Here is a 22,808-nt window from a genome sequence, read left to right on the forward strand (position 1 = left end):
TGAAAAGTGGGCCTGCCGAAAAAGTCACCGACTTTTCGTTATCGGTGTCCGGTGGCCGGGTCTCCTGAGTGTTGGGCCGCAAACGGTAGACCCCCACACCGGAAAGTGAACGCGCATGCACCGTGAGACCGAGAACCCCGCGTACGACGACCAGCACCCGCACCACCGGCGGACCACGGGCCGGCACGGCCGGCGCGGTGGGGCGCACCGAGGGCGGCGGCCCCGTTGGGCACTCGTGGCGGGAGGCGTCGCGGCGCTGACGGCGGTGACGGGCGCCGGATACGGAGTCGCCCAGGCACTCGCCGACGGCTCGTCCGCCGACACCCGTACGACCGCCGACGCGGCCCGGCGCGCCGAAGCGGCTGACCGGGCCGAGGCGGCGCGCTCCATACCCACCGCGCCGTCCGGCGCGCCTTCCCTGTCGGCGACCGCGCCCAAGACCCCGGCCGCCACCAAGGCGCGCGGTGCCTCCCCGAAGCCCACCGCCACCGGCAAGCCGTCGAGCGGCCGCACGGACGCCAAGCCGCGGAACACGCCCCCGGCCCGCGCCGGAGCGGACGCCGGCACCCGCAGCGGCTCCCACGCGGCCGCCCCGGACGGCTCCGGCGGCGGAGACACCGGCCGCCTGGCGCGGCAGGTGGTCGAGATGGTCAACGCGGAACGCGCCAAGAAGGGCTGCTCCCCGGTCACCGTCAACGCCAAGCTCCAGGCCGCGGCACAGGCCCACTCCGACGACATGGCCGCCCGCGACTACTACGACCACACCACCCCGGAGGGCCGCGGTCCCGGCGACCGGATCACGTCCGCCGGCTACCGGTGGAGCACGTACGGCGAAAACATCTTCAAAAGCCCCCAAGACGCCCAAACCGCCATGGCAGGCTGGATGAAGAGCCCAGGACATCGTGACAACATCCTGAACTGTGCCTTCAAGGAAATAGGCGTCGGTATCAACCTCCGTGCGAATGGTCCGTGGTGGACCCAGAACTTCGGCGCCCAATCCTGAAGCGCGGGAGTGCGGGAGTGGCGAACGAGAACGAGAAAGTACAGGCGTGAACGTGGAGCGGGAGTGCGGAGCCGCGGTGGTCGCGGCGGCCCGAGCTGGCGACGGGCAGGCACGGGAGCGGCTGGTCGCGGCGTATCTGCCGCTGGTCTACAACATCGTGGGCCGGGCCCTGGACGGACACGCGGACGTCGACGACGTGGTGCAGGAAACCATGCTCAGGATGCTGGACGGGCTCGACGGCCTGCGCGACCCGGCCGCCTTCCGCTCCTGGCTGGTCGCCATCGCGATGAACCAGGTCCGCCGGCAGTGGGCGGCCAACGGCAGGTCCCCGGCCGTCGCGCTGGACCAGGCACGCGAGGTAGCCGACCCGGGCGCCGACTTCGTCTCCCTGACGATCTTGCGGCTTCGGCTGTCCGGACAGCGCCGGGAGGTGGCCGAAGCCACCCGCTGGCTCGACGGCGCGGACCGGGAACTGCTGTCCCTGTGGTGGCTGGAGGCGGCGGGCGAGATCACCCGGGCCGAACTGGTCACCGCGCTGGACATCCCTTCCGCCCACGCGGCGGTCCGCGTTCAGCGGGTGAAGGAACAGTTGGAGACCGGACGGCTGGTGGTGCGCGCGCTGGCCGCCACCCCGCGCTGCCCCGGCCTCGCGGCCCTCATCGGGCCGTGGGACGGGGCGCCGTCCGCGCTGTGGCGCAAGCGCGTGGCCCGCCACCTCCGCGCGTGCGAATCGTGTACGGGGCAGTCGCGCGACCTGGTCCCCGCCGAGGGACTGCTCGCCGGCCTCGGCCTGGTCCCGGTCGTGCAGGCGCCTCCGGGCCCGCATCCCCTGGAGGCGGATCCCGTAGGGGAAACGGCGAGCGCCACCGACGGCCCGCACGCCGCCGATGCCCCGCACGACGCCGACGCCCCGCACGACGCCGACAACCTGCACGCCGCCGATACCCCGCACGCCGCCGTGGCCGACGGAGGGGCGCCCCGCTCCGGCCGCTCCCGTACCCCGTCCGTCCTCGCCGCGACGTTGCCCCTGCTCGCGGCAGGGCTGGCCCTCGTGCTGCTGCTCCCCAGGTTGATACCGGACGACACCCCTACGGGTCCGCGCGGAGGAACGTCGGCGGCGCCCGCCACAAAAGCGCCACCGGCAGACCCTTCTCCCGCACCGACCAAGCCCACCGCGCCCACCCCACGCCCCACAGCGACCCCGTCGCCCACCCGCACGGCCGACCGCCCCCAGCCGCCCGGCCCCGAGGAACAGGTCACCGCACTCGTCAACGCCCAGCGGGCACGCGAGGGCTGCCGCCCGGTACGCGTCGACGCCGCGCTGCACACCGCCGCCCAGCGGCACGCGGACGACATGGCGGCCCGCGACTACTACCAGCACGTCAGCCCGGACGGCACCGGCCCGGATGCCCGGATCTCCGCCGCCGGATACGCCTGGAGCCAGTGGGGCGAGAACATCCACCGAGGCCCCACGACCGCCGCCCGCGCGATGGCCGACTGGATGGGCGATCCCGCCCACCGCGACAACATCCTCAACTGCGGTTTCACCCACATCGGTGTCGGCGTCCATCGCTCCTCCGACGGCCCGCTGTGGACCCAGGACTTCGCCGCCCACTGACGTCGTCCGAGCCCCTCCCTCCCGTGTCACCGGATCACCACCCCGGGTGCCCCAGCCCGCCCCCGGTCCGCCGCCCCCTCCAGCTTCCTCAACTCCCTTCTGCATGGCACTGTTTGACGGACGTCACGGCAGGGGGACCACCAGTGGGGCCACGGGCACCACGGGGAAGGTGACACAACATGACCGGCACAGGAATCAGGCCGCTCGGCGGCGACGACCCGCGGCGGCTCGGTGCCTTCCGGCTGTTGGGGCGACTGGGCTCGGGCGCCATGGGGCGGATCTATCTGGCGCGGTCCACGGAGGACGGATCGCTCGTCGCGGTGAAGACACTGCTCGCCGAGGGAGTCGTCAGCGACACCGACCGGCGGCGGTTCGCCCGCGAGGTCACACTGGCCCGGCGCGTCGACAGCGCCTACACGGCCCGCGTACGTGCCGCCGACCCGGAGGCCGAACGGCCCTGGATGGCCATCGAGTACATTCCGGCGCCTCCGCTCTCCGAACTCGTCCGCAGCGCGGGACGGCTTCCCGGAACGGCGGTGCGCTGGATCGCGGCGGGTACCGCGCAGGCGCTGCTGACCCTGCACGACGAGGGCATCATCCACCGGGACGTCAAACCCCAGAACATCCTGCTGCCGCTGGCCGGACCCTGCCTCATCGACTTCGGCATCTCGCACGCCAACGACCTCACCCGTACGTCGCTGACCCTGGGCACCATCGCGTTCACCTCGCCGGAGCAGGCGCGCGCCGAGCCGTCCACCACCGCCTCCGACGTGTACTCGCTGGGCGCGACCCTCTTCCACCTCGCCGTCGGCCGCCCGCCCTACCGTCCCACCGACGACACGATCCAGTTGCTGACCCTCGTACAGCGCGGCGAACTCGACCTGAGCGGACTGCCCAGGGAACTGACCCCGCTGATCCGCCGGTGCCTGGCGGCCGACCCGGCAGAACGACCCCAACCGGGGGACGTGTTACGGGAGTTCCTGGCCGAGCTCGACCGGGTGCCCACCTCCCAACGCGGCGAGCGGTGGCTGCCGCCACGCTGGACCGCACTGATCGAGGAGTACGAGGCGCAAGGGCGCGCACTGCGTACGGACGGGGGCGCGGAGGCGCTCACGATCGACCAGCGGACGCGGCCGGTGCCGCCGCCGCATCCCACCCGCGTCTTCACCGAGGTGCGGGCCGCGCGCCAGGAGCAGGCCGAGCGGGCTCGCGCCGAGGAGGAGAAGCGGAGGCGGGCGGCGGAGGCCAGAGCGCTGGCTGCCGCGCTGAAGCAGGAGAAGCAGCGGCGCGAACGGGAGGAGCGGGAGCGGCGCAAGCGGACCGAGCAGGCCCGTCGGCAGGCGCGGAAGCCCGCCCCGGCGAAGCCCACCTCGGCCAGGCCCGCCCCGGCGAAGCCCACCCCGGCCCCTTCTTCTTCCTCTTCTTCCTCCTCGTCCGGCGGCGGCTTCTGGGCGGTCCTGCTCTGCCTCGCGTTCGTGGCGCTCATCTGGCGCCCCTGGGACGGCGAGGGCGCCGCCGGTTCGACGAGCGGCACGTCAAGCAGTTCATCGAGCGGTTCATCGGCTGGTTCATCGACCGGGGCCTCCGCGCTCGGCGGGACCGGCGCCCTCCCCACAAGTCGTACGTACACGAGCGGTGGCACCGGCTCCTCGCCGACGACGACGTCCTCTTCGCCCACGACTCCCGCGGCGCCCACCCCTTCCGCCTCCCGCACCCCCGGCCCGGTCGACGCGGCCTTCGCCTCCGTACGAGCCGGCGACTGCCTCGACGCGTACCAGAACGGCTACGGCAACTGGAGCCGGACGGCGCCGCGGCCGGTCGGCTGCGGTGCGGCGAACGCGTATCTGCGGGTGCTGAGGGTGACCGGATCCGGGATGTGCCCGTCCGGCGGGGGACGCGGCAGTTGGACGCACATCGGTGCGGGCTTCTCGACCACCAGGTTGTGCGTGGAGCGGCAGTTCCGCCGGGGCCAGTGCTTCCTGGCCAAGGCCGACGGCCGCCAACCCGGCGGTGCCAACCTCCTCACCATGTGGAACTGCGGCGCCAACAGGGTGCCGCGCGCGTTCAACTTCATCATGCAGGTCACCGCCCTCTTGCCGGCATCGGCCGGTACCGGCGCCTGCCCGAGCGAGCCCGGCCGTTACCGCTACTCGTGGAACGTCTACGACGGCGGAACCATGGTCTGCGCCAAGGTCGCCTGACGCCTCCCAGGTCGGGCCGCGGCGCCGAATCCCGTACGCGGGACCGCTTATCGGAGGTCGCGAGGCGACAGGTAACCTGCGTCGGTCAACAACCCGTTGATCTTCGTTCACGCAGCCACCCGCAGTCACCCGCAGTCAGCCACAGTCACCCATGGGGGATTTCAGTCATGTCCGCACCGCCGCCGCCGTATCAGAACCAGCCGCAGCAGCCGTACGGGTACCCGCAGCAGCATCAGCAGGCGTATGGCCATCCGCAGCCCCCGTACGGGCAGCCCCAGCCGCCGCGCGGGCCCCAGCGGCCGCCGCAGCGCAGCCCGTTGCGCGGCCTGGTCGCCGCCGTCATCGTGCTGGCGATCTTCGGCGGCGGCGCCTGGTATGTGTGGGATTACAACACCAACCCCAACGGCGGCAAGGCCAAGGCGGAGGCTGCGCATGCCGCGCAGGCCGAGGAGAACAAGAAGCACGATCCGCAGATCGGGGACTGCGTCAAGGTCCAGGACCCGCAGGGCGAGCCGCTGCCGGTGATCGTCGACTGCGGCTCCGCCCAGGCCGAGTACAAGACGGGTGCCACGCTCTACGGCGCCGACAAGAAGTGCTCGTCGCGGTTCGACTACGGCATCCGATACACGAGCAGGCGGGGCGCCGACTACACCTTGTGCTTCACCAAGGTCTGAACCCGACCCGGGCTTCCCTCTCCGACCGCCGCCTTTGCGGCCCCCCACGCCCCAACGCCACCGGTACGGCCCTGGATCACCCGGACGCCGCGTGACCGTCGTGTGGCCGGGCGGTTGAGTACGACGTACCCGCGCGGTGGGCCGGCGTTGCGGCCGGGACGGCGGAGAGGGCGGAGGTCGGAGGCCGGTGGATCTGACGACGGTGCGGGAAGTGGTCGACGCCCGGCGCGCCGGGAGGTGGCGGCCGGGGGACGCGTGGCTGGCGGGCGGAACGTACCTGTTCTCCGAGCCGCAACCCCAACTGGCCCGGCTCCGGGATCTGATTCCCCTGGGCTGGGAGCCGTTGGCCGTCACCGGCGAGGGGCTCGAAATCGCCGCGACCTGCACCATCTCCGAACTCCTCGCGTTCGCCTCGCGGACCTGCGAACCCTGGCCGCAGGCGCGTGAATTCCTCGCCTGGTGCTGCCGGGCCTTCTCCTCCTCCTTCAAGGTGTGGAACACCGCCACCGTCGGCGGAAACGTGTGCCTCGCCCTGCCGGCGGCACCGATGGTGTCGATGGCGGTCGCGTTGCGCGGCGTGTGCGTGCTGCGCGCGGTGGACGGTCAGGAGCGCCGGATGCCCGTGTGCGACTTCGTCACCGGCGCCGGCCGGACGGAGCTGCGGCCGGGCGAGATGCTGCGTGCGCTCGTTCTGCCCGCGGGGGCGCTGGAGGGGCGCCACGCATGGCGCCGGATCGGCCTGCGTCCCCGGGGCCGATCGTCCGCGCTGGTGACCGGCACGCTCGACCCGGTGTCGGAGCGCTGCACACTGACCGTCACCGCCGCCACGCTCCACCCCGTACAGGTGTCCTTCTCCCGACTTCCCTCCGCCGCCCGGTCGCACCAGGCCGTGCGACGCGCCGTACCGCCGGAGCTCCTCGTCGACGACGTACACGGTCGGCCCGCCTGGCGTCACCACATGACGCTGCGCCTGGCGGCGGAAGTCCGGGAAGAACTGGCCGCGGGGCGTGGGGCGTGACCTACTCGACGCGGGTCAACGGCCGCCTCGCCCAGGAACCTCCCGCGCCGGGCCAGTGCCTGCGCACCTACCTGCGCGAGCGCGGCTGGACGGGGGTGAAGAAGGGCTGCGACGCGGGGGACTGCGGCGCCTGCACCGTGCACGTGGACGGCACGGCCGTGCACAGTTGCCTGTATCCGGCCGTGCGCGCCAACGGCCGGACCGTGACCACCGTCGAAGGTCTCGCCGACGGCGGAACGCCGCACCCCGTCCAGCGGGCCTTCCTCGACCACCAGGCCTTCCAGTGCGGGTTCTGCACTCCCGCGTTCGTAATGACGGCGGCGCAACTGTCCGCCGAGCAGTACGCCGACCTGCCCGAGGCGCTCAAGGGCAACCTGTGCCGCTGCACCGGTTACCGATCCATCGAAGACGCCCTGCGCGCCGCACCCGGGCCCGGCAGCCGCGGCGGGTCGGCGCCCCACGCCCGGGACATCGTCACCGGCACCGCGCGCTTCACCCTCGACACACCGCCGCCACCCGGGCTGCTGCACCTGAAACTGGTGCGCTCGCCGCACCGCCACGCCCGGGTGGTGGCCATCGACACCGCCCGGGCCCTGGCCCTTCCCGGCGTGCGGGCCGTCCTGACCCACCACGACGCCCCCACCACCCGTTTCTCCACCGCCCTGCACGAGCGCACGGACGACAGTCCCGCCGACACCCGCGTCCTGGACGACGTCGTCCGCCATGTCGGGCAGCGCGTCGCCGCCGTCGTCGCCGACAGCGAGGCCGCCGCCGAAGCGGGCCGACGCCTCGTCCGCGTCACCTATCAGGTACTGCCGGCGGTCACCGACCCCGAACAGGCCCGGCGGCCCGACGCCCCGCGCGTGCATCCCGGCGGCAACCTCGTCGACGAGGTCCACACCGAAACCGGCGACACCCAGGCCGGCTTCGCCGACGCCGCCCACGTCTACGAGGCGACCTTCCGCACCCAGCGCGTCGCGCACACGGCCCTGGAAACCCACGCCGCTCGCGCCTGGACCGATCCCGACGGGCGGCTGCGGGTCCACACCGCCACCCAGGCACCGCATCTGACCCGCAGGCTCCTGTGCGCGGTGTTCGGGCTGCGCCCGCAGGACGTACGCGTCACCGCCGGACGGATCGGAGGGGCCTTCGGAGCGAAGCAGGAGATGCTGACCGAGGACGTCGTGGTGCTCGCCGCACTGCGCACCGGCCGCCCCGTCCAACTGGAGTTGACCCGCACCGAAACGCTCACCGCCACCACCGTCCGCCACCCGTTCACGGTCGGTGTCAAGGCCGGGGCGCGCGCCGACGGGACGCTGACCGCCCTGGAACTGCACGTCGTCGCCGACACCGGCGCCTACGGCAACCACGGCCGCACGGTGCTGCGCAACGCCTGCGCCCAGGCCCTGTCCGCCTACCGCTGCCCGCACACCAGGATTGACGGATACGCGGTCCACACCCACTCCCTGCCCTCGGGCGCCTTCCGCGGGTACGGCGTCGGCCAGGTCGCCTTCGCCGTCGAGTCCGCCCTCGACGAACTCGCCCGCGCCCTCGGCATCGACCCGCTGACCCTGCGCGAACGCGCCTGCCGACGACCCGGCGAGACCACCGGCACTCCCTCGGCGGACGGCGCTCCCTCCGTGGACGGCGGTCTCGCGTACTGTCTGGACGTCGTGCGCAGCGCGCGCGCCCGACGCACCCGCGCCCCTGCCGCCGTGCCGCCGCACCACCTCATCGGCGAGGGCCTGGCCGTCACCGCCATGAGCACCGTGCCCCAGGAGGGCCACCTCGCCCAGGCCACGGTCAGCCTGCGCCCCGACGGCCACTACGACCTGCACACCGGCGCACCGGAGTTCGGCAGCGGAACCACCACCATCCACCAGCGGATCGCCGCCGCCACCCTGGCCACCGCGCCGGAGCGGATCCACGTCCACCAGGCCGACACCGACCTGCTCGACCACGACAGCGGCGGCTTCGCCTCGACCGGCGCGAGCGTGGCCGCCCGCGCCGTCCAGCGCGCCTGCCATCGCCTGCACGCGCTGCTCGTAGACTTCACCGCCGCGCACACCGGCACCGACCGGGCCGCCTGCCATCTGCGGGCCGACGCCGTGCAAGCCGCCGGCCGGCCCACCACGCTGTCCGCCCTCCACGCAGCGGCCGTCGCCACCGGCCGCCAACTGACCGCCACCGCACAGGCCGACACCACCGACCGCGCACCGACCCTGGCCGTGAACGCGCAGTGGTTCCGCCTCGCCCTCGATCCCGGCACCGGCCTCGTCACCCTCCTCGACAGCGTCCACGCCGCCGACGCCGGAACCGTCCTCGACCCCCGCCAACTGCGCGGACAGATCGAAGGCGCGCTCGCCCAGGCCGTCGGAGCCACCCTCCTCGAAGACTGGCGCACCGACCCCGAGGGCCACGTCACCACGCACGACCTGCGCAGCTACCCCGTCCCGGGCTTCGGCGACGTCCCCCGCACCGAGATCCACTTCGCCCCCACCCACGATGCCGGCGGAGTGAGGGGCGCCAAACCCATGAGCGAAGGCCCGTTCCTGCCCGTCGCCCCCGCACTGGCCAACGCCCTGCGCGACGCCACCGGCATCCGCTTCACCGAACTGCCGCTGCGGGCCGACACGTTGTGGGCGGCGCTGCACGAGGCCGGGCGGGGCTAGCCGAGGACCGCGTGGCCTCGGCGCGGCCCGTCCTCCTGCCCGTGGGGGGAATTTCGCCGATCCGCCAACGCCTCCCCGCGCCGTCGCTACGGTGACTGGCATGGATGCCAAGGACACCCACCCCGCCGACGAGTGGCCGCTGCCTCCACCCTGGATGTGGAGCTGCCCGGAGTGCACCGAGCTGTACAAGGCGATGAAGCACGCTCCCGAAGAGGTGGAGGCCGCACGGAAGGCGGGCAAGCCGGGAGTGGACTACGACTTCATGGACAGGGTGGTGTCCACCCAGATCCGGCTCGCCCGGCACATCGCCACCAGCCACGCGGCGAACGTGCCGGACATGGACCCGGCATGCGAGCGGTGCGTGTCCTGCACGACGGATCGCCACATCCCCGAGGTGCTGGTCCTGGAGCACCGCGCCCGTCACTTGTTCGCCCCGGAGCGCATCGTCGGAATGATGTGAAGCCGTTGGAGACCGCGGGATCGCGCCCGTCCCGGCGCACCGCACTGGCCCTCGGTGCCGGAACGGCCCTCGCCGCCTTCCGCCGCGCGGTATTCCACCGTCCGGCCCGCGGCGGTGTCGCGGGCGAACACGCCGAGGCGGGCGTCACCTGGCCCCCGGGCCGGCCGCCGATCGTGCTGGCCGTCCTGACGACCGCACCCGCCCCGGACGCCCCGGCCGACAACCCGCTGGTCGCCGAGACCGCCGCGGTGCTGGCGTCAGCACTCGCCTGACGCCCCCGCGCGGTCGGGGAAGCCGCCGGATCAGGGGTAGGAGACCACGGTGGACGGCACGGTCGAGGTGCCCGACGTGGGGGCGCCGGTGGTGTTGATGACGTGCTCGTACTGGCCGTGGCCGCTGAGCGAGACCACGAGCAGGTCGTGGAACGTCACGCCGGGCGTGTTCGGCGCGGCGAAGCCGTGGTCCTGGCGGATCGTGGGGTCGGCGGTGTAGTAGCAGTAGCTGCCGAGTCCCCAGCCCTCGTGGGTGGTGACGGTGTCGGCGACCTTGTAGGCGGCGTACCCCTTGACGTCCCCGTCCTGGACGGCGGCCTGGTCGGGGGCGTCGTAAGCCTTCTCGTTCTGGAAGAAGACGGTGCGCCCGCGCTGGCCGAACCACTGGACGTCGTACTTGTTGAAGTGCTCGACGAACAGGCCGGTGGCCAGGACGTCGTCCCCGTTGACGCGCATTCCGTAGTCGGCGCGGTTGGTCTCCCAGCCCACGCCGCTGCCGTGGTCGGCGCGCCAGATCCAGGTGTGGTCGACGATCGTGTGCCGGCTGTTGACGACCATGCCGGTGGTGGCCCGGCCGGGCCCGGCGCCGCCGATGCGCAGGAAGACGTCCTGCACGGTGACCGGATCGGCGGAGTGGTCCGCGGCCGCGCCCTGCGGGCCGACCTCCAGCAGGACGGGGGAGTTGACCGGTCCCGCGTCGATGAGGAAGCCGGCGAGCCGTACGCCGTCCACGTCGGCCACCTTCAGGACCGTGACACCGTTGTCGGGGATCAGCGTGGCGTAGCCAAGGCCGAGCACGACGGTGTTCGCGCGGCCGACCTCAACGGGCCGGTCCACGTGGTAGATCCCGGGCGTGAGGAGGAGGTGGAGGCCCTGGGCGAGCGCGGCGTTGAGGATGGTCGCGCTGACGCCGGGCCGGGCGACGTAGAACGCGTCGAGCGGGAGCGAGGTGCCCCGCGGCGTGCCGTTGCCCCAGGTGGTGCCGCGTGCGTTGACGCGCTTCTCGGGCAGGAAGACCTTGAAGTCATCGCCGTCCAGGTAGAGGAAGGGCTTTTCTCGGGAGACGGGGGTGGTGTCGAGCGTGGTGTACGGCGGGTTGGGGAAGGTCTGCGCGGGGGCGCCCTCGACGCCTGAGAACACCATGTTCCACACGGCGTTGGTCCAGCCGCCCACCGTGCTGTCGCGGGTGTACCACTGCTGCTGTGAGTAGGGGCCGACCGTGCCGTCGATGCGGCTGTCGGCGATGTAGCCGCCGCTGGCCCAGCCGTAGCCGTTGGGCGCGAGGTTGAGCCCGCCCTTGATGTGCATACGTCTGAACGGGGCGGCCTGGGCGACCGCCCACCGGTTGGTTCCGTTGGCCGGACGGAGCGCGAGGTTCTCCGCCGAACGCCAGAAGTTCTGCGTGGCGTTGCCGTTGAACCAGCCCGCGTCGACGGTCACGTCGCCGTTGATCGTGGTGTCGTCGGGGGACAGCCCCAGGCCCGCGATCGAGGTGTAGAAGCCGAGTTGGGCGTTGAGCCCGTGGTACGTACCGGGCTTGAACAGCAGCGCGTGGCGGCCGGTGCCGAACTGTGCCGCCTCCTGCTGCTGGAAGATCTGATCCAAGGTGCCCTGGATGTCGGGCGTCGAGGGGTCGAAGATCCGCACGTTCGGACCGAGGTCGCCGCCGCCGGGCAGCGGTTCGGCGGCGGTGGACGCGGTGGACGCGGCGGACGCCGGCGAGGCAGCGGCGGCCACGGTCCCCGCGGCCATCGCCGCCGCCATGGCGCCGAGGACCGTCCGGCGGGTGGGGCGTGTGGGGGGTGTGGGCATGGGGCGACTCTCCTGGTTCAGGAAGTGAACGAAGTGGAGATGATGGGAGCGCTCTCTTGCCCTGGAATGCTTCATCCGGCTGACGAAGTCGTCAAGGGTTGAAACCGGAGTCGGTCAAAAATTGAGCGTGCGCGAGTCGGACAACTCACCTTCTGCGGACCTGAGTTGACTCCCCGGCCCCCGTCACGGCGACATCCATGCGGATGCCGGATGCCGGATGCCGGATGCCGGATGCCGGATGCCGGATGGCTCCCGCTCCCCGCCGGCCGCGCGGCTCAGCGCGCCGAGAGGGTGTGGACGGTGGTGGGTGCCGTCCGGCCAGGGTGCCGTCGAGGAAGTTCCCGGAGTGGAACTGCACACTCGGCTCGGTGGTGGCGATCCTCCTCGTGCGTCCCGAGGCCGGGTCGCGAGGCGTCGCGAATTGTCGCGAATTGTTCGGGGCGGGAATGACGCCCTTGTCGAGGACCCAGTTGTGGACGTAGCCCTTGGCCGTCAGCAACTGCCGGTGGGCGGCGCGGACGTCCCGGCCGATCAATCTCGTGCGCCGGAAGTCGAAGGACGTACCCATCGGCGTACTGGCAGAATATATGCATAACGGGACCTCGTGGGAGCGGATTCGATGACCGACGCCAGACTGCTTGACTTCCCGGGATCATCCATCCGCCTAACGAGGGATGTAGAAGACCTGGCCTTCGATCACGCGCAATTGGCCAGGCTGGCATTTGCTGCGAGCTTTAGGATGACACGCAATCTGTGCGTTCCACTCTCGATGGAGGTGACGACTGCCTACTGGGAAAGAGAATTTGACTTTCCCGTTGAATCACCGACTCTGGCGCGGGAATCCGGGATGCTTAGGAGGTCTCCACTTCCAGGGAGAGTGACGGCTGAACCACGCCTACGGAACGAGCAGGTGACCGAAGCACCCGAAATCAATGAGGCCACGGCCATGAACTTCGTCGAGGGGTATCTCGCCGAATCCCCAAGCGATACGAGCGGGCTTCCCATCGGCTGGCAAGACATTCAGTTCAATGCAACCATGGCCCGTCTGCCCGATGGCTATCCGAGAACAAATCCGGGGATTATTCAGCTTGAGGTCACGAAGGGGTTCGTGAATCACCCGATCGAATCCCGCAATGGTGCAGACTGGGTTTACGGTCCAGTGGGGGCATCCGTCGTTCACGCACCTTTTGAGTACCGAATTGACGGAAATCCAGGTGAGCTCGTATTCGACTTCTCGACCTACTGGTCCACCTGGGCTCCTGGCGGCCTTGGAAGGCCGGCAATCGATAATTCCATCGAAGCCCTCTTGGGAAATGGATGGGAATTGCAGTAAGTAGCTCCGAATCAATCATCTGAGTCGGAGCTGCCGCTTTCTCCTCCCTACTCAAGCAGGGAGTACGCTGCCGTCAGGTCGGGCCGTTGTTTCACCCCATTCATCATCAGACTACGAGAGCGGCGATTCCATGAGTCAGGACATTTCCATCCCGCCGGCCACCCCCGAAGAAGCACTCGCCATCGTCCGCAGCCGCTATGCCCAGCCCAAGCTGGCGGACGGTTCCCCGGCGCCCATGTACGTCCACGAATTTGACATCGGCTACCTGGTGTACGCCACCTTCCCCCGTACCACTGACGCATCGGGCCAGCCCCAGCCCGCCCCGCCCGGCGGCGCGAAGATCATCGTGTCCAAGGACACCGGCGAAACGGTCACCGTCCCCAACCTCCCCACCGAGTCGGCCATTTCCCTGTACCGGAAGCAGCGCCAGACAGACGCGTAACTCGATGCAGCGGCGACCAAGTTCATGGTCAGGCAGTGGTATCCAATCCCGTGGATCAGCCAGCGGGCCGCACGTACAGGGTCCGTTTCGAAGCCCTGGCCGCGCGTGCCGGCCAGGAGGAGGATCCCGCGCGCGGACAACGGCGCGACGGCTCTCGGCTGAAGTCGTCACCCGCGCTGAAGGCCGACTGCCCGTCCTACGGCGACTGTGAGGGAGTTGAGTCAAAGATGACGAGTGGGGAGTCGGTTTCGGGGCCTACCGTCCCGCCTTGCGCTTGTTCCATACGTCGAAGCCGACCGCGGCCAGCAGCACGAGGCCCTTGATGACCTGCTGGTAGTCGGTGCCGATGCCGACCAGCGACATGCCGTTGTTGAGTACGCCGAGCACCAGGCCGCCGATCACGGCGCCCAGTACCGTGCCGACGCCGCCGCTCATCGACGCGCCGCCGATGAACGAGGCGGCGATCGCCTCCAGTTCGAAGTTGAGGCCCGCCTGCGGGGTGCCGGCGTTCAGGCGCGCCGCGTACACACAGCCGGCGAGCGCGGCGAGCACGCCCATGGTGACGAAGACCAGGAACGTGACGCGCTTGTCCTTGACGCCCGAGAGCTTGGCGGCCGCCTTGTTGCCGCCCAGCGCGTAGACATGCCGCCCGGTCACCGCGTTGCGCATGACGTAGCCGAGGCCGATGAGCAGCGTGCACATGAGGAGCATGACGACGGGCACGCCGTGGAAGCTGGCCAGGGTCAGGGTGAACGCGATCAGCGCGGCCGCGATCGCCACGCACTTGGCCACCCACAGGTTTCTCGGCACGACGTCCAGCTCGTAGGCCAGTTGGCGCCTGCGGTCACGCCACTCGCGGAGCAGGAGGACGGCGAGCGCCACGCCGCCCAGGACGAGAGTCGGGTTGTGGTACTGGGTGTAGGGGCCCATCTCGGGGAGGAAGCCCTTGGCGAGGTTCTGGAACCCGTCCGGGAACGGGGCGAGCGACTGGCCCTCCAGGACGATCTGCGTCAGGCCGCGGAAGAGCAGCATGCCGGCCAGCGTCACGATGAACGACGGGATGCCGACGTAGGCGATGAAGAAGCCCTGCCACGCGCCCGCGACCGCGCCGATCAGCAGCGACAGGACGAGCGCCGGGCCCCAGGGCATGTCGTGTTTCACCATCATCACGGCCGACACGGCGCCGACGAAGGCGACCAACGAGCCGACGGACAGGTCGATATGGCCCGCGATGATGACGATCATCATGCCCATGGCCAGGATGAGGATGTAGCCGTTCTGCTGGATCAGGTTGGAGACGTTGTTCGGCAGCAGCAGGGTGCCGTCGGTCCAGATCTGGAACAGCACGACGATCAGGGCGAGCGCGATCAGCATGCCGTACTGGCGCATGTCGGCGCGCAGGGACCGCAGCAGCAGCGCGCCGGCCGTCGCGCGGTCGGACGGCGTGGCGGGCGTGCCCTTGGTGGGAGGGGTCAGGGTGGTCATGGCGGGGCCTCAGCTTCTGTTCATGGTCATGTGGCGCATCAGGACTTCCTGGGTGGCTTCCGCGCGGGTGACCTCACCGGTCAGCCGGCCCTCGGCCATCGTGTAGATCCGGTCGCACATCCCCAGCAGCTCGGGCAGTTCCGAGGAGATGAACAGCACCGCCTTGCCCCGCGCGGCGAGTTGGTCGATGACGGTGTAGATCTCGTACTTCGCGCCGACGTCGATGCCACGGGTCGGCTCGTCGAGGATCAGCACCTCCGGGTCGGCGTGGACCCACTTGCTGAGCACGACCTTCTGTTGGTTGCCGCCGGAGAGGCGTCCGACCTGCTCGAAGACGGTGGGGGCCTTGATGTTCATCGACTCGCGGTAGCGCTCGGCGACCCGGCGTTCGTGGTGTTCGTCGACGACACCGCGACGTCGCATGCCCGGCAGGGAAGGCAGCGAGATGTTGCGGTTGATGTTGTCGAGGAGGTTGAGGCCGTACCGCTTGCGGTCCTCGGTGACGTATGCCAGTCCGGCGGCGACGGCCGCGGGGACGGTCTTCGTCGACACCCGGCGGCCGCCCACGCTGACCGTGCCGGCCTCGTACAGACCGTAGGAGCGGCCGAAGACGGACATCGCGAGTTCGGTGCGGCCGGCGCCCATCAGGCCCGCGACACCGACGATCTCGCCCCGGCGCACGGTCAGCGACACGTCGTCGACGACCTTGCGCAGCGGGTCGACCGGGTGCCGGACCGTCCAGCCGCTGACGACCAGCGCGACCTCGCCGCCGCCCTCGTACGGGGTGCGGTCGGGGAAGCGGTGGTCGAGGTCGCGGCCGACCATGCCGCGGATGATCCGGTCCTCGGCCAACCGCGGGCGGTCGGAGGGCTTTTCGCGGACGGTGAGGGTCTCGATGGTCTCGCCGTCGCGCAGGATCGTCACCGAGTCGGCGATGGCGCGGATCTCGTTGAGTTTGTGGGAGATGAGGACGCCGGCGATGCCCTGCTCGCGCAGTTCGAGGATCAGGGCGAGGAGCTTGGCGCTGTCCTCGTCGTTGAGCGCGGCCGTCGGCTCGTCGAGGATGAGCAGCTTCACCTCCTTCGCCAGGGCTTTGGCGATCTCCACCAGTTGCTGCTTGCCCACGCCGAGGTCGGCGACCGGGGTCTGCGGCTTCTCGCGCAGTCCCACCCGCTTCAGCAGCCGGTCCGCCGTGCGCAGCGTGTCGTTCCAGTCGACGAGACCGCGCGTGGAGGTCTTTTCGTTGCCGAGGAAGATGTTCTCCGCGAGGGACAGGTAGGGGACGAGTGCCAGCTCCTGATGGATGATCACGATGCCGTGCTTCTCACCGGCCCGGATGTCCTTGAAGGCCACCGGCGCGCCCTCGAAGCGGATCTCACCGCCGTAACTGCCGTGCGGATGGACGCCGCTGAGGATTTTCATCAGCGTCGACTTGCCCGCGCCGTTCTCGCCGCAGAGGGCGTGGATCTCGCCGGGGCGCACGGTCAGGTTCACCCCGGAGAGCGCCGTGACGCCGGGGAACGTCTTGGTGATGTCGCGCATCTCCAGGACAGGCGTCGTCTCCATTCCGCGCGGGGAAGCCGTTGCGGGTTCCCTCTCCGGTCCGGGCCATGTCATGAGAGCTGCCCCGCGGTGAAGTAGCCCTCGCGGACCAGGAGGTGGGCGTTCGACTTGTCGATGCTGACCGGCTTCAGCAGATACGCCGGCACGGTCTTCTTCCCGTTGTCGTAGTCCGTGGTGTTGTTGACCTCGGGCTTCTCGCCGTGCAGGACCGCGTCACCCATCCGCACCGCCTGCGCGGCCAGCTTCCGGGTGTCCTTGAAGACGGTCTGGGTCTGCTCGCCGCGGAGGATCGACTTCACCGACGCCAGCTCCGCGTCCTGCCCGGTGACCACCGGCAGCGGCCGGCTCTTCGTGCCGTAACCCGCGCTCTTGAGCGCCGAGATGACGCCGAGCGAGATCCCGTCGTACGGCGACAGGACCGCGTCGACCTTCGCCTCGCCGTAGTTCTTGCTGATCAGGTCGTCCATCCGCTTCTGCGCGGTGCCGCCGTCCCAGCGCAGCGTGGTGGCCTGGCTCATTCTCGTCTGCCGGCTGCGCACGACCAGCCGGCCGCTGTCCAGGTAGGGCTTGAGAACCTTGAGCGCGCCGGTCCAGAAGAAGGTGGTGTTGTTGTCGTCCGGGGAGCCGGCGAACAGCTCGATGTCGGACGTCTCGTCCGTCTTCTCGCCGGGTTCTCCGAGCCTCAGCTTGTCGACGAGGTAGCGGGCCTGGAGCATGCCGACCCGCTCGTTGTCGAACGACGCGTAGTAGTCGACGTTGTCGGTGCCCATGATGAGCCGGTCGTACGCGATCACGGGGATGCCGGCGTCGTGCGCGCGTTGGAGCACGTCGGTGAGTGCGGAGCCGTCGATGGCGGCGACCACCAGGAGCCGGCGCCCCTTGGTGATCATGTTCTCGATCTGGGCGATCTGGTTCTCGACCTTGTCGTCGCCGTATTGCAGATCGGTGCGGTAGCCGGCCTTGCGGAACTGCTCGGCCATGTTCCGGCCGTCGGCTATCCACCGCTCGGACGCCTTGGTGGGCATGGCGAGTCCGATCGTGCCGCCCTTGCCCTGGTCGGCCCGGTAGCGGCTGCCGCCGCGGGCCTCCTGGCCGCAGGCGGCCAGCGAGAGGGCGAGCAGAGCCGCGAGCGCGGTCGGGGCGTACGGGGTGCGGGTGCGCATGATCAGACCTCTTCCGGGAGGGGGAAACGGCTGAGCTCGCCCGGCAGCCGGGATCCGAGCGGCGACATCCCGCCGTCCGCTCCGTGCCGGGCGAGGAGATCGAGCACCAGACGGCCGCGGCGGACCCGTTCGAGGGCGGTGGCCAGCGTGTGGTTGCGCAGGTGCGCGCCGTAGGGGTAGACGCCGAGCGCCTTGCTCAGGCCGAATTTCAGGTAGAGCGGGGCGCCGCGCCGGATCAGCTCGGCCGCCTCGTACATCCGGATGTAGCCGCCGAGGTCGTCGGGTGCCTCGACGTATATGTCCATCGGGGCCCGGCTCACCCGTCGGATTTCGGTGAGATGTTCGAGGGTCAGGTCGGAGGGCACATTGAGGGAGTCGGCGCCGAGCCGCTCGTAGACGGCGTACGAGGCCGGGTTCACCGGGCCGGTGAGCGCCGACAGCTTGAAGGTGGTGGCGGCCGGCAGCAGGCGCTGGGCGCGCAGCCGGTGCAGGGTCCACAACACGCCCTCATCGGCGACGAGCAGGCAGCGCACGCCCAACTCCGTTGCCCGCAGGGCGTCTTCGACGCATCCGGCGAGGGCGTCGTGGCCGCGGGCGCGCGGCCCGGCGCCGCCGGAGTCGGAGCGGGTGGAGCCGCCGATGTCCCAGGTGCCGCGCGGCCCGGTGAACAGGCACAGCTCGACGGCCCGCTCGGCGCAGGAGGCCACCATCTCGGTGATCTCGGCGTCGGTGAGCATCCATACGCCGCTGCCCTGGCTGACGCGGTGCACGGGCAGGTCCAGGTGCTCGCTCTCCTTGAGGACGACGGTCAGGGCCTCCGGGCCCTCCACCGAGGGGATCTCGGTGCGCCAGGTGCCGCCGTCGGGGAACGCGTGCGGTGAGGCGTCGCGGGGATCGACGGCGGGGGAGGGATGGCCGAGGCGGGCGAGGGCGTCGCCGGCGGGGCGGCGCGGGGCTGACGGATCGGTCACGGGACTCCCATGTTCGATATTTCGGCAAGCGTTCGGCGCGCTGGGCGTGACGGTGGACATGGCGGTGGACCTGGCGGTGGGCGCATGCGGCGTGCGCCTTACGGGCGCAGCAGCACCTTCCCGGTTTCCGGTTCGCCGCCGCCGACCAGCGCGAGCGCGTCGGCGAACCGCTCCAGCGGGAACTCGTGCGTGATCAGCGCGCCCGGGTCGAACAGTCCCGCACCGAAGGCGTGGACCGCCGCCGACCAGGCGGAGGACGGCGCCCCGAAGACACTGCGGATCTCCAGTTGACTGAGCGACAGATGCACCGGATCGATCCCGGTCGCGCCCGGCGTGAACATCCCGGTCAGCACGACCCGGCCGCCCCGCCGCGCCAGGAGGCAGGAGGCGGCCGCGGTGGTCGGCGCGCCGGCGGTCTCCACGACCAGGTCGAAGCGGCCTTCGGTGGCGGCGGCCTCATCCGGTGACAGACTCCCGCTCGCCCCGCACCGCAGCGCCCGTTCGCCGCGCCCCGGCCGCGGGTCGATCGCGGTCAGCTCGCCGGGCGACGAGGCGGCCAGGAGCTGCACGGTGAGCAGCCCGAGGGTGCCCGCGCCGACGACCGCGATCCGTTCACCCGGGCGCGGCCGCCCGGCCCGTACCGCCGCGGCGATCACCGCAGCCGGCTCCAGCAGGGCGGCGGCCCGCAGGTCGGCGTCGTCCGCCAGCGGGTGCAGCAGCCGGGCGGGGACGAGCAGATGGTCGGCGAAGGCGCCCGGAGCGGTGAACCCCGTCTCGTCGTAGCCGCCGGTGCACAGGCTGGTCTCGCCCTCCCGGCACCGCACGCAGACGCCGCACGTCCGAAAGCCCTCGGCGACGGTCTTCCGGCCGGCCAGCGCCGGGTCCACACCCGGGCCGGTGGCCTCGATGGTGCCGGACCACTCGTGCCCGGGGATCACCGGGTAACGGACGTACGCCGAGTCGCGGCGGCCTTCGTACACCTCGCGGTCGCTCGCGCAGATCCCGGCCGCGGCCACCTTGACGCGCACCTCGCCGGGGCCGGGCTCCGGACGGGCCCGCGAGGCGAGGCGGTGCGCACCGGGCCGGTCGATGACGAGCGCGCGGCTCACCTCGGGTTCCTCTGCTCCCAGCCCTCGGCCCAGAGGTCGAACCGGGCGCGCTGCTGCGGGAATTCGGCCGCCGCGTCGGTGTCGAGCTCGACGCCCAGGCCGGGTGCGTGCGAGAGGGGGAAGCAGCCGGTGTCCGGGTCCACCCGCGGGGCGCCCTTGACGACGGAGGTGATCTCGGCGTCGGCGAAGTCGTTGAAGTGTTCCAGGATCTTGAAGTTGGGCGTGGTGAAACCGATCTGGAGCGAGGCGGCGGTCAGCACCGAGCCGCCGACGTTGTGCGGGGCGACCAGCGTGTAGTGGGTTTCGGCGGTCGCGGCGAGTTTGCGGGTTTCGCCGATGCCCCCGAGGTGCCCGAGGTCGGGCTGGATGATGTCCGCGGCCTGCGACTCGAACAGCTCGCGGAACTCGATCCGGTCGTGGATCCGTTCACCCGTCGCGACGGGCAGATCGACCTTGTCGGCGACCTTCTTCAGCGCCTTGAGGTTCTCCGGCGGCACGGGTTCCTCCAGCCACGCCGGCCGGTAGGGCGCCATCTCCTTCGCCAGGCGGACGGCGGTGGAGGGGCTGAAGCGTCCGTGCATCTCCAGCATCAGCTCGGCGTCCGGGCCGATGGCGTCGCGTACGGCCTCGATGAGGGAGACGGCGTAACGGCTCCGCTCGGCGTCGAGCTCGAACCGACCGGTCCCGAACGGGTCGATCTTCAGCGCCCGGTAGCCGCGCGCCATGACGTCCCGGGCGGCCTTGTGGTAGGCGTCCGGGGTGCGTTCGGTGGTGTACCAACCGTTGGCGTACGCCGTGACCTGGTCGGTGACCTTGCCGCCCAGGAGCTGCCAGACGGGGACGCCGAGGGCCTTGCCCTTGATGTCCCAGCAGGCGGTCTCCACGACGGCGATGCCCGACATGACGATCTCGCCGGCCCGCCCGTAGTCGCCGTACTTCATGCGGCGGACGAGGTCTTCGGTGGCGAACGGGTCGGATCCGGCGATGTGGCGGGCTTCGGCCTCGCGCAGATAGCCGATCAGCGCGTCGGTACGGCCCAGCATCCGCGTCTCGCCGACACCGGTGAGGCCCTCGTCGGTGTGGACGACGACGTAGGTCAGGTCGCGCCAAGGTGTGCCGACGACATGCGTGCTGATTCGCGTGATACGCAAGGCAGTGTCCCTTGGTCGTTCGAAATTTCGTCACACGTTCGAAATAGTGGCGTGACCGTAGGCAGCGGCACCCGAGGGTGTCAATGGGGCGCGCGGCGGCGGATGTTGAGCGGCCATTGCCCGGCGACCGGCGCCGCGCGTAGCCTGACGTTCGTCATTCCGGCCGTCGACCGGAATATCGAACGAAGGTGGTGGAGGCGGCATGGGACGTCTTGTCCCCGCGGTGACCAGGGCACTGGACATCCTCGAACTCTTCCTGGAAGGCGACGGCACCCTCTCCGCGCCCGACATCACCCGCAAGCTCCAACTGCCCCGCACCACCGTGCACGAGCTGCTGGCCACCCTCACCGCCCGCTCCTATCTGGTGCCCGCGCCCGAACAGCCGGGCCGCTACCGCCTCGGAGTGCGTACCCACCAGCTCGGCAGCCGCTACGCCGAACAGCTCGATCTCGCCGCCGAGGGGCAGCGGGTGGCCCGCGAGGTCGCGGAGACCTGCGACGAGACCGTCCACCTCGCGGTCCTGGAGGGTGCCGACGTCATCTACATCGCCAAGGTCGACTCCACCCACGCCGTCCGGATGGTCTCGGCCGCCGGCCGCAAGCTCCCGGCGCACTGCACCGCGGTCGGCAAAATGCTGCTCGCCGCCCTGCCGGCCGGCGAACTCGACGCGCGCCTCGCCGGCCGCGAACTTGTCGCGATGACCCCCCGCAGCATCACCGACCCCGACGCGCTGCGCGACACCCTCGCCGCCATCCGCGAGCGCGGCATCGCCGTCGAACACCGCGAATCCAACCCGGACGTGAGCTGCGTCGCCGCACCCGTACGGGACAGCGCGGGCCGCGTCGTCGCCGCCCTGTCCATCTCCGTGCCCGTGATCCGCTGGACCGACGAGCGCGAGCGCGAGCTGGCCGCACTGGCCGCCGAGGGCGCCGCCGACCTCTCCCTGCGACTGGGGCACCGGGGCACCCGGTGAGGGCCGAGGTCGCCGCACGCGAGCACGCCGAGCTGGGGGAGGGACCCACCTGGGACGCGGCGGCCGAGCGCCTGATCTGGGTCGACATCCTCGGCTCCCGCATCCACACCTGGGACCCGGCGACCGGCCGGCGCACGGTCACCGCCACCGAGCAGCACGTCGGCGCCGCCAAGCCCCGAGCGGGCGGCGGCCTGGTGGTCAACCTGCGCGACGGCGTCGGACTGTACGACGCGGACGGCGCGTTCTCCTGGCTGGTCCGCGCCCCCGTCGCCGGCCGACGCGGCAACGACGCGGCCGTCGCACCCGACGGGGCGCTGTGGACGGGCACCATGCGCGACGACGAAACCGCCGGCGGCGGAAACCTCTCCCGCATCGCGCCCGACGGCACCACGCACGAGGTGTTCGGCGGCGTTTCCGTCAGCAACGGCACCGGCTGGAGCCCCGACGGCACACTCCTGTACTACATCGACAGCGCCACGCGCCGCATCGACGTCTGCCGCCTGGACGGTCAACTGCCCGTCGACCGGCGCCCGTTCGCGACCGTGGAACCGGGGGCGGGCTACCCCGACGGCCTCACCGTCGATGCCGAGGGCTGTGTCTGGGTCGCCCTCTGGGACGGCGCGCGGCTGCGCCGCTACACCCCGCGCGGCACCCTGGACCGCACCGTCACCCTGCCCGTGCGCCGCCCCACCGCCTGCGCGTTCGGCGGCCCCGGCCTGCGCGACCTGTACGTCACCACCGCCCGCACCGGCCTGCACCGCCCCCCTCCGCTCGCGGGCTCCCTGCTGGTGATCCCGGGCGCGGGGCAGGGCTTGCCGGGCACGCCGTTCGGCGGGTGACGGCCGGAGCCAAATGATCATTTGCGCATCCGTTTGGCCGCACCCCACG

Annotated in this window: 19 protein-coding genes and 1 pseudogene; 12 read left to right on the forward strand and 8 right to left on the reverse strand. The window is 71.1% G+C overall.

Annotated elements, in window-relative coordinates; all coding sequences use genetic code 11:
- Nucleotides 1-115 precede the first annotated feature (115 nt).
- The 8 genes from ACZ45Z_RS24410 to ACZ45Z_RS24445 all read left to right on the forward strand — a co-directional run bounded on the left by ACZ45Z_RS24410 (nt 116) and on the right by ACZ45Z_RS24445 (nt 9,918).
- Nucleotides 116-1,003, forward strand: a complete 888-nt coding sequence (locus ACZ45Z_RS24410) for a CAP domain-containing protein (protein ID WP_468366119.1) — start codon at nt 116-118, stop codon at nt 1,001-1,003.
- A gap of 46 nt (nt 1,004-1,049) precedes the next feature.
- The gene (locus ACZ45Z_RS24415; protein WP_468366122.1) at nt 1,050-2,621 is read left to right on the forward strand and encodes a sigma-70 family RNA polymerase sigma factor; all 1,572 of its coding nucleotides are present in this window, start codon (nt 1,050-1,052) and stop codon (nt 2,619-2,621) included.
- A gap of 179 nt (nt 2,622-2,800) precedes the next feature.
- Nucleotides 2,801-4,822, forward strand: coding sequence for a serine/threonine-protein kinase (locus ACZ45Z_RS24420; protein ID WP_468366125.1), 2,022 nt, complete (start codon nt 2,801-2,803; stop codon nt 4,820-4,822).
- A gap of 167 nt (nt 4,823-4,989) precedes the next feature.
- The gene (locus ACZ45Z_RS24425) at nt 4,990-5,496 is read left to right on the forward strand and encodes an LppU/SCO3897 family protein (protein WP_468366128.1); all 507 of its coding nucleotides are present in this window, start codon (nt 4,990-4,992) and stop codon (nt 5,494-5,496) included.
- A gap of 187 nt (nt 5,497-5,683) precedes the next feature.
- A complete protein-coding gene (locus ACZ45Z_RS24430) occupies nt 5,684-6,514 on the forward strand; it encodes an FAD binding domain-containing protein (protein WP_468366130.1) in 831 nt (276 codons plus the stop codon).
- A complete protein-coding gene (locus ACZ45Z_RS24435) occupies nt 6,511-9,186 on the forward strand; it encodes a molybdopterin-dependent oxidoreductase (RefSeq protein ID WP_468366133.1) in 2,676 nt (891 codons plus the stop codon). Before ACZ45Z_RS24430 ends, ACZ45Z_RS24435 begins: the two co-directional genes overlap by 4 nt.
- A gap of 100 nt (nt 9,187-9,286) precedes the next feature.
- On the forward strand, nt 9,287-9,646 hold the full coding sequence (locus tag ACZ45Z_RS24440; protein WP_468366135.1) for a hypothetical protein: 360 nt from the start codon (nt 9,287-9,289) through the stop codon (nt 9,644-9,646).
- A gap of 5 nt (nt 9,647-9,651) precedes the next feature.
- Entirely contained in the window at nt 9,652-9,918 is a 267-nt protein-coding gene (locus tag ACZ45Z_RS24445) for a hypothetical protein (RefSeq protein ID WP_468366137.1), read from the forward strand.
- Between the two features lie 30 nt (nt 9,919-9,948).
- On the opposite strand, the gene ACZ45Z_RS24450 is transcribed toward ACZ45Z_RS24445, so the two are convergent.
- Both ACZ45Z_RS24450 and ACZ45Z_RS24455 read right to left on the reverse strand, forming a co-directional pair.
- Nucleotides 9,949-11,730 (reverse strand): coagulation factor 5/8 type domain-containing protein, encoded by a 1,782-nt coding sequence (locus tag ACZ45Z_RS24450; protein ID WP_468366140.1) that lies wholly within the window; start codon nt 11,728-11,730, stop codon nt 9,949-9,951.
- A 313-nt stretch (nt 11,731-12,043) separates the two neighbouring features.
- Nucleotides 12,044-12,295: pseudogene (locus ACZ45Z_RS24455) on the reverse strand (galactose-1-epimerase); the annotation flags it as partial.
- 345 nt (nt 12,296-12,640) lie between these two features.
- Here ACZ45Z_RS24455 and ACZ45Z_RS24460 point away from each other — a divergent pair.
- Together ACZ45Z_RS24460 and ACZ45Z_RS24465 are read left to right on the forward strand one after the other, a co-directional pair.
- Nucleotides 12,641-13,063: a hypothetical protein gene (locus ACZ45Z_RS24460; protein WP_468366143.1), complete on the forward strand. Its 423-nt coding sequence runs from the start codon at nt 12,641-12,643 to the stop codon at nt 13,061-13,063.
- A 130-nt stretch (nt 13,064-13,193) separates the two neighbouring features.
- Nucleotides 13,194-13,505 (forward strand): hypothetical protein, encoded by a 312-nt coding sequence (locus ACZ45Z_RS24465; protein ID WP_468366146.1) that lies wholly within the window; start codon nt 13,194-13,196, stop codon nt 13,503-13,505.
- Between the two features lie 255 nt (nt 13,506-13,760).
- Here ACZ45Z_RS24465 and mmsB read toward each other — a convergent pair whose 3' ends face one another.
- The 6 genes from mmsB to ACZ45Z_RS24495 form a co-directional block, all read right to left on the reverse strand.
- The gene (gene mmsB / locus ACZ45Z_RS24470; protein WP_468366149.1) at nt 13,761-14,990 is read right to left on the reverse strand and encodes a multiple monosaccharide ABC transporter permease; all 1,230 of its coding nucleotides are present in this window, start codon (nt 14,988-14,990) and stop codon (nt 13,761-13,763) included.
- A 9-nt stretch (nt 14,991-14,999) separates the two neighbouring features.
- The gene (gene mmsA, locus ACZ45Z_RS24475) at nt 15,000-16,556 is read right to left on the reverse strand and encodes a multiple monosaccharide ABC transporter ATP-binding protein (protein ID WP_468366151.1); all 1,557 of its coding nucleotides are present in this window, start codon (nt 16,554-16,556) and stop codon (nt 15,000-15,002) included.
- Nucleotides 16,557-16,603: 47 nt separating this feature from the next.
- The gene (chvE, locus tag ACZ45Z_RS24480; protein WP_468366153.1) at nt 16,604-17,716 is read right to left on the reverse strand and encodes a multiple monosaccharide ABC transporter substrate-binding protein; all 1,113 of its coding nucleotides are present in this window, start codon (nt 17,714-17,716) and stop codon (nt 16,604-16,606) included.
- A gap of 2 nt (nt 17,717-17,718) precedes the next feature.
- Nucleotides 17,719-18,687: a hypothetical protein gene (locus ACZ45Z_RS24485; RefSeq protein WP_468366156.1), complete on the reverse strand. Its 969-nt coding sequence runs from the start codon at nt 18,685-18,687 to the stop codon at nt 17,719-17,721.
- Between the two features lie 98 nt (nt 18,688-18,785).
- A complete protein-coding gene (locus ACZ45Z_RS24490) occupies nt 18,786-19,796 on the reverse strand; it encodes a zinc-dependent alcohol dehydrogenase (RefSeq protein ID WP_468366159.1) in 1,011 nt (336 codons plus the stop codon).
- A complete protein-coding gene (locus ACZ45Z_RS24495; protein ID WP_468366162.1) occupies nt 19,793-20,947 on the reverse strand; it encodes a mandelate racemase/muconate lactonizing enzyme family protein in 1,155 nt (384 codons plus the stop codon). Before ACZ45Z_RS24495 ends, ACZ45Z_RS24490 begins: the two co-directional genes overlap by 4 nt.
- A 202-nt stretch (nt 20,948-21,149) precedes the next feature.
- Here ACZ45Z_RS24495 and ACZ45Z_RS24500 point away from each other — a divergent pair, with 202 nt between their 5' ends.
- Nucleotides 21,150-21,920 carry an IclR family transcriptional regulator gene (locus ACZ45Z_RS24500; protein ID WP_468366166.1) on the forward strand — a complete coding sequence of 257 codons (771 nt, stop codon included), beginning with the start codon at nt 21,150-21,152 and terminating at the stop codon, nt 21,918-21,920.
- On the forward strand, nt 21,917-22,759 hold the full coding sequence (locus ACZ45Z_RS24505) for an SMP-30/gluconolactonase/LRE family protein (RefSeq protein WP_468366169.1): 843 nt from the start codon (nt 21,917-21,919) through the stop codon (nt 22,757-22,759). The genes ACZ45Z_RS24500 and ACZ45Z_RS24505 overlap by 4 nt, the downstream gene beginning before the upstream one ends.
- Nucleotides 22,760-22,808: the final 49 nt, after the last annotated feature.

The sequence above is a fragment of the Streptomyces sp. NPDC031210 genome (assembly GCF_055570395.1).

Bases quoted from the DNA above. Each gene is read 5' to 3' on its own strand.
- ACZ45Z_RS24410 (WP_468366119.1), top strand. From the start codon at position 116: ATGCACCGTGAGACCGAGAACCCCGCGTACGACGACCAGCACCCGCAC.
- ACZ45Z_RS24420 (WP_468366125.1), top strand. From the start codon at position 2,801: ATGACCGGCACAGGAATCAGGCCGCTCGGCGGCGACGACCCGCGGCGG.
- ACZ45Z_RS24425 (WP_468366128.1), top strand. From the start codon at position 4,990: ATGTCCGCACCGCCGCCGCCGTATCAGAACCAGCCGCAGCAGCCGTAC.
- ACZ45Z_RS24440 (WP_468366135.1), top strand. From the start codon at position 9,287: ATGGATGCCAAGGACACCCACCCCGCCGACGAGTGGCCGCTGCCTCCA.
- ACZ45Z_RS24450 (WP_468366140.1), bottom strand. From the start codon at position 11,730: ATGCCCACACCCCCCACACGCCCCACCCGCCGGACGGTCCTCGGCGCC.
- ACZ45Z_RS24465 (WP_468366146.1), top strand. From the start codon at position 13,194: ATGAGTCAGGACATTTCCATCCCGCCGGCCACCCCCGAAGAAGCACTC.
- mmsB (WP_468366149.1), bottom strand. From the start codon at position 14,990: ATGACCACCCTGACCCCTCCCACCAAGGGCACGCCCGCCACGCCGTCC.
- mmsA (WP_468366151.1), bottom strand. From the start codon at position 16,556: ATGGAGACGACGCCTGTCCTGGAGATGCGCGACATCACCAAGACGTTC.
- chvE (WP_468366153.1), bottom strand. From the start codon at position 17,716: ATGCGCACCCGCACCCCGTACGCCCCGACCGCGCTCGCGGCTCTGCTC.
- ACZ45Z_RS24500 (WP_468366166.1), top strand. From the start codon at position 21,150: ATGGGACGTCTTGTCCCCGCGGTGACCAGGGCACTGGACATCCTCGAA.